The following is an 8,561-nucleotide window of genomic DNA, read 5'->3' as shown; positions in this document are numbered from 1 at the left end:
ATCAACACTGTTCTTTAACACAGACTTATAAAAAGAAAAAGCCCCTTTCAGAAAAAAAGGACTTTTTTATGTTATTCAGTTTTCTCTTCTTTTTCTTTATCTTGGCAACGGTAACAGATTCCATGGAAGGTCAGTCGATGGTCTTTTATTTTAAAATTCCATCTGCGTTCTACAACCTCTTCCACATCTTCTAATAAATCTTCCTGAATTTCATCAACAGCGCCACATTCAATACAAACAAGATGATGGTGAAAATGTGCCGCACCTTCCTGACGAAGATCATAGCGGGAAACACCGTCACCAAAGTTAATTTTATCAACAATTTTTAGTTCTGTTAGCAATTCGAGTGTTCGGTAAACAGTTGCTAAACCAATTTCAGGCGATTTTTCTTTTACGAGGAGGTACACATCTTCTGCACTTAAATGATCCTCTTCATTTTCTAGCAAAACTCGAACGGTTGACTCACGCTGAGGTGTTAATTTATAACTCGCTGAATGCAACTGTTTCTTTATTCTCTCAATTCTAGTTTCCATCCTGAATGCCCTCCCTCGCCACTGTTAATTCTCATTATAACAGATGAGAAAAGAGAGTCAAAATAAAATTATTATAAACAACAGTTTATAATAATTATTAAGTGAATATTATTTTAAAAAACCTGAACTAACCACAGTTTTCATTAGCCAGGGAGATAAAAAGGCTTCAATTCCTGATGCAGCGGAAATAAAGATGACTGCTGCAATGAAGGCAATAATGTAACTTTTAAAAAACGGCATAATAGGCTGAGCATATTTTTTCATAAATTGTTTTTTTATCATTCTAAGTGAGAAAATAACTGATAAAGCAGCCATCATGATAAACACCGGAATGATAATCAAATTCTGCGGCAAGATGGAAACAAAGGCTAACATAAACCCCTTCCACCCCATTTGACTAACTAGAAAACCAACCGTAAACCCAACAACCATACCCTTAATAAATAAGAGAATGAGAATGACCGGTAGTCCAATAATTGAGATTCCCAATATCCACATAAGTCCAATAAACTTACTGTTATGAAAGAAGCTCTGTAAAAATAAATCATTGTCTTCTGATACTTTCCCATCAGACACTTGCCCAAAAAATTGTGATAAATAATAGAATAGATCTTCCTTTTGTGTAATACTCATGCTATTTACGACAATAGCTCCAAAGATGACTCCCATCAGAAATAAGATCACTATAAACAAAAAAATTGAGGAGTTCTCACGGAAATAACTAGCAGCATCGGAGTGGTACAATCGTTTTTTCATCTGGGTTCCTCCTACTATTCTCAAATCGATTAATACATTCTATGCCAGTCTAGTATTTCTATGACCAATATTAATAGATTTAATTTATAAACCCGTCAGCCAGAGGCTGACGGGTTTCACTGTGTTAATCTGCAATTTTACCGTATTTCCCGCCTCCGCCAGCAGCTAGGTTTATTTTTCCTTCTCTAGCTTTCATAATTAGCTCAGCAATTTTTGGCGTGACAATCTCTTTTAGTGCCTCGCAAGGAACTTCATGCAAAATCGCCATTTCGCTTCCAAAATGATTCACAAGCTTCTCGAGTAAGCGGGGCCCGAGACCGGGAATAAATTCGAGCGGTACTTGATGTACATACGGAGGTCGCCACACCGGACTTCCCTCTGTAGTTTTAAGCTCAAGAATCCGATCAGCAACTCCTTTAATGAACTTATTACTCCCACAATGTGCACAAAGTTGCTCGTCATTTTGGGCAGAATTAAGACATTTTTCACAAACTGTTTTATGATATTTTCCAAGTAATGGATCAAGCCCATAGTTGGCGACAATTTTCCGACCGGCGGTTCCTTTTAATGCTTTTTGTAATTCTTGGAAAGTAGGCTCCTCCATCGCGATTACTTGATATTCACGTGCAATTTTAGCGAGCGAATGGGCATCAGAATTTGTTACAAAGGTATAATTGTGTAATTCCTTTAATTGATCAGCCATGGTGGTATCAGAGCTTAGCCCAAGTTCGATCCCATCAATCAATTCTGGATCTAACACCTCAGTTAGTGAGCGGTTTACACCTTTACCGTAAAGACTTTTGAATGGGGTAAAAACATGGGCAGGAATAAAGATGCCTCCCAATTCTTTTACCTTCTTTTGTAATACGAGACCGGTGACATAAATTCGTTGCGAGCTTAATTGGATATTTTTCAAATGACCTGAAAGCCATGAAGAGAATTCCCTCATGACAGAAAGATTTGGAAAATAGCAGAGCAAGTGAATGGGCCCATTACATTGCTCATCATAAATCTCCAATTCTGAACCAGGAATAACGGTTAAGTCCCCAAAAACCAATCCGCCATCTGGATGTTCAACCACGTCACCACTTTGAATTAGACTTTCCATTTCAAGAATCACTTCGGGTGAGTGACTATCAATAATTCCAATCATATTCATCCCTTTTTCATGTCTTGCATGTTCAATGATATTCGTAAACGTAAGCGATTTAGCTCCTGTAATTTTAACAGGCTTCCCCGTCCACGTTCGCCCGATATGAATATGTAGATCTACATAGTAGCGGTTCATTTATTTTTCAACGCCTCTTGTAATTGTAAGTATTGGACAGCAAAAATTGTTTTCGCATCATAAATCTTTTGCTCTTGCACATATTGTTGCGCTTCTTCAAGTGTCAATTCTTCTAAATTAACAAATTCATCCTCGTCAAGGGCAGCTGAATTTTCCTTTTTGGTTAGTCCTGTTGCAAGATATACATGAACGATTTCATCCGCAAATCCTGGCGATGTATAAAAGGAAGTGAGTAACTCCAAGCTTTCACATTCGTACCCTGTTTCTTCTTCTAACTCTCGACGAGCACAAAGCGCGGGTTCTTCTCCCTTTTCGAGCTTTCCTGCTGGAATTTCCACAATGGTTCTTTCTAACGCTTTCCGGTATTGCTCAACCATGACTACTTTCTTGTCATCCGTAATGGCTAGTATAGCCACAGCTCCCGGATGTTTAATAATTTCTCTTTTGCTCTGCTTGCCGTTCGGAAGCTCCACATCCTGCAAATGAAGACTGATGACTTTTCCTGAAAAGATTTCTTCGCTATGGAGCGTTTTTTCTTCGAGATTACTCATAAAGGTCACTCCTGTTCTATTCCTATATTCTGCTCATACATTTTACCATACTTTAATTGGGGGAGTATGGAATGAAAGTGTATGTGCATGAAAAGGGAATCATTCTAGTTGGCAAAGGCTGGGAGATTGTTCAAAAGCTAAAGGAGTATAACAAGGAATACATCACTGTATCTGACTGGGTTAAAAATGTTCCACAAAAATAATACCTGTCGTTTGTAGTCTGTCCTTTTCTTTACTAAAATGATAGAAAAGGACGGGGTGATTTTTTGAAAAAAAGGCAGGTAGGAACATCCGATTTATTTGTAACCGAGCTGGGTCTTGGCTGTATGTCCATTGGCACGGAGGAGAAGGCTGCACGATCTATTATTGAAGCGGCGCTTGAAGAAGGCATTAATTATTTTGATACAGCTGATTTATATGATTTTGGCGATAATGAACGACTAGTAGGCAAGGCCTTAAAAGACGTCCGCGAACAAATAATTATTGCGACGAAGGTTGGTAACCGCTGGCACAAGGAGCGAACTGGGTGGTCATGGGATCCTTCTAAGGCGTATATTAAGGAAGAAGTAAAAAACAGTCTAAAGCGTATAGGTACAGATTATATTGATCTCTATCAATTGCATGGCGGGACCCTTGATGACCCGATTGATGAAACCATCGAAGCATTTGAGGAATTAAAAGCAGAAGGCTTCATTCGCTATTATGGCATATCATCCATTCGACCGAATGTCATAAGGGAATACGTAAAAAAATCTAGTATTGTGTCAGTGATGATGCAGTATAGCATACTTGACCGCAGACCGGAAGAAACAGTATTACCTCTTCTTCAAGAGAATGGAATTAGCGTTGTCACTCGCGGACCTCTTGCAAAGGGACTGTTAAGCGATAAGCTACTTGATAAGGCTTCTGAAAAAGGGTACTTAGACTATACTCTAGAAGAACTACAGGATATTTTGCCAGTGTTGAAGGAGAAAGTGGCTTCGTCCCGTTCATTTACGGAGGTTGCACTTCAGTATAATCTGTCTAACCCAGCAGTTGCCTCTGTTGTGGCTGGTGCCAGCAGCACCGACCAGATTAAGAGAAATGCAAATGCGGTTAGAAGCCAACCGCTGACTAATGAAGAAATAAGGATGATTAGAGAACTAGCAAAAGCTAGTATTTATAATGAACACCGTTAAAAAGGGAGAGCATCCGCTCCCCCTTTATTTAAACTCCTTCCAATTCATCCCGCTCTCATTTAAAAGTTCTTCAAACGATTTGTTTTTTTCCTTCAATCTTCGCTCTTCCCGTTTCCGCTGTTCTTCCGCTTCTTTTCTTTTTTCTTCCTCTGCCTTTAACTGATCCTGCTGTTCTTTTAACTGTTTTATTAAATTGGGATTGATTAAATCTTTTAATGTTACGGCTGAATCATCTTTTTTTGAAGCTGCTTGTCTTGATTGCTTTGATTTCTTTTTCATTCTAACTTCCCCTTAATTAAGATTTAATTTAGTAATAGTATATCATCACTTTTTAAATCCCTACAAAAAAGCAGGCTGTCTGTTTGAACAACCTGCTTCCACTATTAATAAGCTTCTAGTTTCACATTTTCATCCACATGTAAGGTGGCTTCTGTTGAATTAACAACATCCTCGACCGTAAACCCTTCGGCAACCTCCACGAGCCTTAGCCCGGAGTCTGTTACATCCATGACTGCGCGCTCAGTAATAATCCGGTTGACTACCCCTTTTCCCGTTAACGGAAGAGTACACTGTTTTAAAATTTTCGATTCACCTTTTTTATTTACATGCTCCATGATGACGATAATCTTTCGAGCCCCATGAACAAGGTCCATGGCTCCACCCATACCTTTAATCATCTTTCCAGGTATCATCCAGTTTGCCAGGTCCCCAGTTTCAGATACTTCCATTCCACCAAGAATCGCTATATTGACATGACCACCACGGATCATTGCAAATGATTCAGCACTGTCAAAATAAGCTGCACCAGCAATGGCTGTTACCGTTTCCTTGCCTGCATTAATTAAATCAGGATCCACCTCTTCCTTATCTGGATATGGACCGATACCAAGCAGTCCATTTTCTGATTGCAGAACAACCTGTTTATCCGCTGTCATATAATTGGCTACCAGGGTGGGCATTCCAATCCCTAGGTTTACATAAAAGCCGTTTTCTATTTCTTTCTCTGCCCTAATCGCAATTCTCTCTCTGACAGAGACCTTTTCATTCGCCATTCAAGTTCTCTCCCTTCACCGACTCTAGTTTCTAACGGTTAGTCTCTCTATTCGCTTTTCTTGAGTTCCTTCAATAATCGTTTGGACATATATACTTGGGGTATGGATGAAGTTAGCATCCAATTCACCAATCTCGTAAAGGTTTTCCACTTCTGCGATCGTCACTTTACCCGCTGCTGCGATCATCGGATTAAAGTTTCGTGCTGTCTTGTGATAGACAAGATTTCCCATTTTGTCCCCTTTCCATGCCCTAACTAAGCTAAAATCAGCTGTCAGCGCTTCTTCTAAAAGGTACTCTCTTCCGTTAAAAACCTTTGTTTCTTTCCCATCAGCTATCTGTGTTCCTACCCCGGCAGGAGTATAGAATGCTGGGATACCAGCACCACCCGCACGAATTTTTTCAGCTAAGGTTCCCTGTGGTGTAAGTTCTACTTCAAGTTCACCTGTTAACACTTGTCTCTCGAACTCTTTATTTTCCCCCACATAGGAACCAATCATTTTTTTAATTTGTCTATTATTTAGTAGTAGTCCTAAGCCCCACTCATCAATTCCGCAGTTGTTAGAAATGACCGTTAAATCCTTCACACCTTTTTCAGCTAAGGCTAAAATGAGATTCTCCGGAATACCACACAGGCCAAATCCTCCAACCATTAACGTAGCTCCATCATGAATATCGGCAACCGCATCCTGGAAGGATGTACAAATTTTCTTCATCTTTGCTCTCTCTCCCTCAAATGTTTTACGCTAACTCTACAATTGTTGCTACCCCTTGACCTCCACCAATACAAAGCGTAGCTAAGCCATTTTTCGCATTTCTTCTTTTCATCTCATGAATTAAGGTGACCAGAATTCTCGCGCCGCTTGCCCCAATTGGATGTCCAAGTGCAATAGCCCCGCCGTTCACGTTTAAAATTTCTTTATTAAAATGAAGCTCTCGGTCTACTGCCAGCGATTGGGCCGCAAAGGCTTCGTTTGCCTCAATTAGGTTCAAATCCTCCATTGAAACAGAAGCTTTTTCAAGAGCCTTTCTCACCGCTGGTACTGGTCCAATTCCCATAATACTTGGGTCTACCCCTGCACTTGCATTGGCTTTTATCGTTACTAAAGGTTTAAGCCCTAGCTCATCTGCCTTTTTCTTACTCATTACTACAACAGCCGCTGCTCCATCATTGATTCCAGAAGCATTCCCTGCCGTTACACTGCCGTCCTTTTTAAAAGCAGGACGTAATCCCGCCAACTTCTCTGCAGTTGTTCCTTTTTTCGGGTATTCATCTGTGTCAAAAACAATAGGTTCCCCTTTGCGTTGCGGAATGACAACCTTTACGATTTCATCTTTAAATCTACCTGCTTCAATAGCCTCAACTGCCTTCGCCTGACTCCACGCAGAAAATTCATCCTGCTCTTCTCTTGTAATGGAATATTTACTCGCTAAATTCTCAGCTGTAATCCCCATGTGATAATCATTAAACACACATGTAAGACCATCAGATGTCAGGGTGTCGACTAGCTTTTGGTCACCCATTTTAAAGCCATCACGGGCATTTTTTAATAGGTATGGTGCCTGACTCATATTTTCCATTCCGCCTGCAACCACAATGTCAGCGTCTCCCGCCAAAATGGCCTGAGTTGCTAAGTGAACTGCCTTTAACCCCGAACCACAAACCTTATTAATCGTCATCGAGGAAACGCTTTCAGGAATTCCCGCTTGAATAGCTGCCTGTCTTGCTGGGTTTTGCCCTAGCCCTGCTTGGAGCACATTTCCCATAATCACTTCATCCACTTGTTCAGGCTTAACTCCTGCCGCTTCAAGCGCCCCTTTAATCACTGTTGCTCCAAGTTCAGGTGCGGATACATTTTTTAAACTACCGTTAAAATTACCTAATGCGGTACGTACAGCACTGACAATTACTACTTCTGTTTGGCTCATTTCCGTTCTCCCCTCTACCACTTTTCATTTACTATTTCTAGTTAAATACAGAAATTCCTCTTATTTTGTCAAAATTTCTATTATTCTTGATTTTTTGTTTTTACCACCTCTACAATGAAAGTATGAATTGTTTGGAGGGAAAATGATGCTAAGTTTACCTAAAAAAGTGACGATTATCGAGGTTGGCCCTCGAGATGGACTGCAGAATGAAAAGTTATTTGTACCAACTGATATCAAAAAACAATTTATTTCTGGACTGAGGAATGCTGGACTAGAGGAAATGGAGTTGACTTCGTTTGTGTCTCCAAAATGGGTGCCACAAATGGGAGATGCCCCAGAAATTGTTGCAGACTGCCTTGATAGAAACGTGAGAAACTTTGTCCTAGCTCCAAACCGTAAAGGAATAGATCGGGTGTATTCTACTGATTGCAAAGCCGTAGCCGTATTTGTTGGTGTCAGCAACAGTTTTAATCTAAAAAACATCAATAAAACAACGCAGGATAGTATGGCAGAGCTAAAACCGATCATCCAGGAGCTAAAAGACAAAAACTATTTTGTCCGTGCTTGTATTTCGACCGCCTTCTATTGTCCGTATGAAGGGAAAATGGATGAAAAAGAAACAATAATGCTGTGTTCTGAATTTGTAAAGGCCGGAGTGGATGAACTGAGTGTAGCGGATACCATTGGCATGGCAGCACCGAATGAAGCGTATTCCTTGTTTTCACAGTTAAAAGATGCGTTTTCTGAAACCATGCTCACCGCCCATTTTCATGACACACGGAAGCTTGCACTCGCGAACATTTTTGCTTCCCTTCAAGCAGGAATCGATCGATTTGATACATCGGCTGGCGGTCTTGGCGGCTGCCCATTTGCTCCTGGTGCTGCAGGAAACGCAGCCACGGAGGATGTAGTGTATATGCTTGAACGGATGGGAATTGACACAGGTGTAAGCTTGGAGAAACTCCTTGATGCTATTGAGATCGTGCGTCCACATCTTTCAAGACCTATCGAAAGCAGTTATTATCGCCTTCATGCTCAAACTGTCTAGAAGCTAATCTCATTTTTCGTGAATAATCGGTCTTCTGGTAATCCATCTTAATAATTGAGACCACCTTGAAGGGAGACTAGATTTTATGAGCCAAAAGCGGGACAAAGGTAACAGTCAAAGCGGGAAAAATTATGCAGATACAGCTGGTGGCGGCAAACGGATGATTGCTGCCGAGGAACTTGAAAAAGCACTACATCCAACGAAGAGGCAGAATTCTGAGCAATAAGA

12 protein-coding genes are annotated in these 8,561 nt (G+C 40.6%); 4 read left to right on the top strand and 8 right to left on the bottom strand.

Annotated features, from left to right (window positions below):
* Positions 1–71: 71 nt before the first annotated feature.
* The 4 genes from ABES03_RS25520 to ABES03_RS25505 all read right to left on the bottom strand — a co-directional run bounded on the left by ABES03_RS25520 (position 72) and on the right by ABES03_RS25505 (position 3,128).
* Positions 72–533, bottom strand: a complete 462-nt coding sequence (locus ABES03_RS25520; RefSeq protein ID WP_308083304.1) for a Fur family transcriptional regulator — start codon at positions 531–533, stop codon at positions 72–74.
* Between the two features lie 108 nt (positions 534–641).
* On the bottom strand, positions 642–1,289 hold the full coding sequence (spoIIM, locus tag ABES03_RS25515) for a stage II sporulation protein M (RefSeq protein WP_430121993.1): 648 nt from the start codon (positions 1,287–1,289) through the stop codon (positions 642–644).
* 124 nt (positions 1,290–1,413) lie between these two features.
* Positions 1,414–2,577, bottom strand: coding sequence for an endonuclease Q family protein (locus ABES03_RS25510; RefSeq protein ID WP_430121991.1), 1,164 nt, complete (start codon positions 2,575–2,577; stop codon positions 1,414–1,416).
* Positions 2,574–3,128: an NUDIX hydrolase gene (locus ABES03_RS25505; protein WP_308083301.1), complete on the bottom strand. Its 555-nt coding sequence runs from the start codon at positions 3,126–3,128 to the stop codon at positions 2,574–2,576. The genes ABES03_RS25510 and ABES03_RS25505 overlap by 4 nt, the downstream gene beginning before the upstream one ends.
* A 71-nt stretch (positions 3,129–3,199) precedes the next feature.
* Here ABES03_RS25505 and mciZ point away from each other — a divergent pair, with 71 nt between their 5' ends.
* A complete protein-coding gene (mciZ, locus tag ABES03_RS25500) occupies positions 3,200–3,331 on the top strand; it encodes a Z-ring formation inhibitor MciZ (RefSeq protein ID WP_335529142.1) in 132 nt (43 codons plus the stop codon).
* 63 nt (positions 3,332–3,394) lie between these two features.
* Positions 3,395–4,306 carry an aldo/keto reductase gene (locus ABES03_RS25495; protein WP_430121988.1) on the top strand — a complete coding sequence of 304 codons (912 nt, stop codon included), beginning with the start codon at positions 3,395–3,397 and terminating at the stop codon, positions 4,304–4,306.
* 24 nt (positions 4,307–4,330) lie between these two features.
* Here the strand turns inward: ABES03_RS25495 and ABES03_RS25490 are convergent, their stop codons facing one another.
* From ABES03_RS25490 to ABES03_RS25475, 4 genes are all read right to left on the bottom strand, one after another.
* Positions 4,331–4,585 (bottom strand): YqkE family protein, encoded by a 255-nt coding sequence (locus ABES03_RS25490; RefSeq protein ID WP_430121986.1) that lies wholly within the window; start codon positions 4,583–4,585, stop codon positions 4,331–4,333.
* A gap of 104 nt (positions 4,586–4,689) precedes the next feature.
* The gene (locus ABES03_RS25485; RefSeq protein ID WP_430121984.1) at positions 4,690–5,358 is read right to left on the bottom strand and encodes a 3-oxoacid CoA-transferase subunit B; all 669 of its coding nucleotides are present in this window, start codon (positions 5,356–5,358) and stop codon (positions 4,690–4,692) included.
* Positions 5,359–5,382: 24 nt separating this feature from the next.
* Positions 5,383–6,072 (bottom strand): CoA transferase subunit A, encoded by a 690-nt coding sequence (locus ABES03_RS25480; protein WP_430121982.1) that lies wholly within the window; start codon positions 6,070–6,072, stop codon positions 5,383–5,385.
* Positions 6,073–6,097: 25 nt separating this feature from the next.
* Positions 6,098–7,285: an acetyl-CoA C-acetyltransferase gene (locus tag ABES03_RS25475; RefSeq protein WP_430121980.1), complete on the bottom strand. Its 1,188-nt coding sequence runs from the start codon at positions 7,283–7,285 to the stop codon at positions 6,098–6,100.
* Between the two features lie 142 nt (positions 7,286–7,427).
* Here ABES03_RS25475 and ABES03_RS25470 point away from each other — a divergent pair, with 142 nt between their 5' ends.
* Positions 7,428–8,333, top strand: coding sequence for a hydroxymethylglutaryl-CoA lyase (locus ABES03_RS25470; protein ID WP_430121978.1), 906 nt, complete (start codon positions 7,428–7,430; stop codon positions 8,331–8,333).
* Between the two features lie 85 nt (positions 8,334–8,418).
* Entirely contained in the window at positions 8,419–8,559 is a 141-nt protein-coding gene (locus tag ABES03_RS25465) for a hypothetical protein (protein ID WP_007084956.1), read from the top strand.
* Positions 8,560–8,561 lie beyond the last annotated feature (2 nt).

This window comes from Neobacillus rhizosphaerae (genome assembly GCF_050477885.1).
Lineage (GTDB): Bacteria > Bacillota > Bacilli > Bacillales > Cytobacillaceae > Neobacillus > Neobacillus rhizosphaerae_A.
This window is presented reverse-complemented; position numbering and strand designations above follow the sequence as displayed.

What these genes read in the sequence shown, in the direction of transcription:
- ABES03_RS25520 (WP_308083304.1), bottom strand. Translation starts at nt 533, where the DNA reads ATGGAAACTAGAATTGAGAGAATAAAGAAACAGTTGCATTCAGCGAGT.
- spoIIM (WP_430121993.1), bottom strand. Translation starts at nt 1,289, where the DNA reads ATGAAAAAACGATTGTACCACTCCGATGCTGCTAGTTATTTCCGTGAG.
- ABES03_RS25510 (WP_430121991.1), bottom strand. Translation starts at nt 2,577, where the DNA reads ATGAACCGCTACTATGTAGATCTACATATTCATATCGGGCGAACGTGG.
- ABES03_RS25505 (WP_308083301.1), bottom strand. Translation starts at nt 3,128, where the DNA reads ATGAGTAATCTCGAAGAAAAAACGCTCCATAGCGAAGAAATCTTTTCA.
- mciZ (WP_335529142.1), top strand. Translation starts at nt 3,200, where the DNA reads ATGAAAGTGTATGTGCATGAAAAGGGAATCATTCTAGTTGGCAAAGGC.
- ABES03_RS25490 (WP_430121986.1), bottom strand. Translation starts at nt 4,585, where the DNA reads ATGAAAAAGAAATCAAAGCAATCAAGACAAGCAGCTTCAAAAAAAGAT.
- ABES03_RS25485 (WP_430121984.1), bottom strand. Translation starts at nt 5,358, where the DNA reads ATGGCGAATGAAAAGGTCTCTGTCAGAGAGAGAATTGCGATTAGGGCA.
- ABES03_RS25480 (WP_430121982.1), bottom strand. Translation starts at nt 6,072, where the DNA reads ATGAAGAAAATTTGTACATCCTTCCAGGATGCGGTTGCCGATATTCAT.
- ABES03_RS25475 (WP_430121980.1), bottom strand. Translation starts at nt 7,285, where the DNA reads ATGAGCCAAACAGAAGTAGTAATTGTCAGTGCTGTACGTACCGCATTA.
- ABES03_RS25470 (WP_430121978.1), top strand. Translation starts at nt 7,428, where the DNA reads ATGATGCTAAGTTTACCTAAAAAAGTGACGATTATCGAGGTTGGCCCT.
- ABES03_RS25465 (WP_007084956.1), top strand. Translation starts at nt 8,419, where the DNA reads ATGAGCCAAAAGCGGGACAAAGGTAACAGTCAAAGCGGGAAAAATTAT.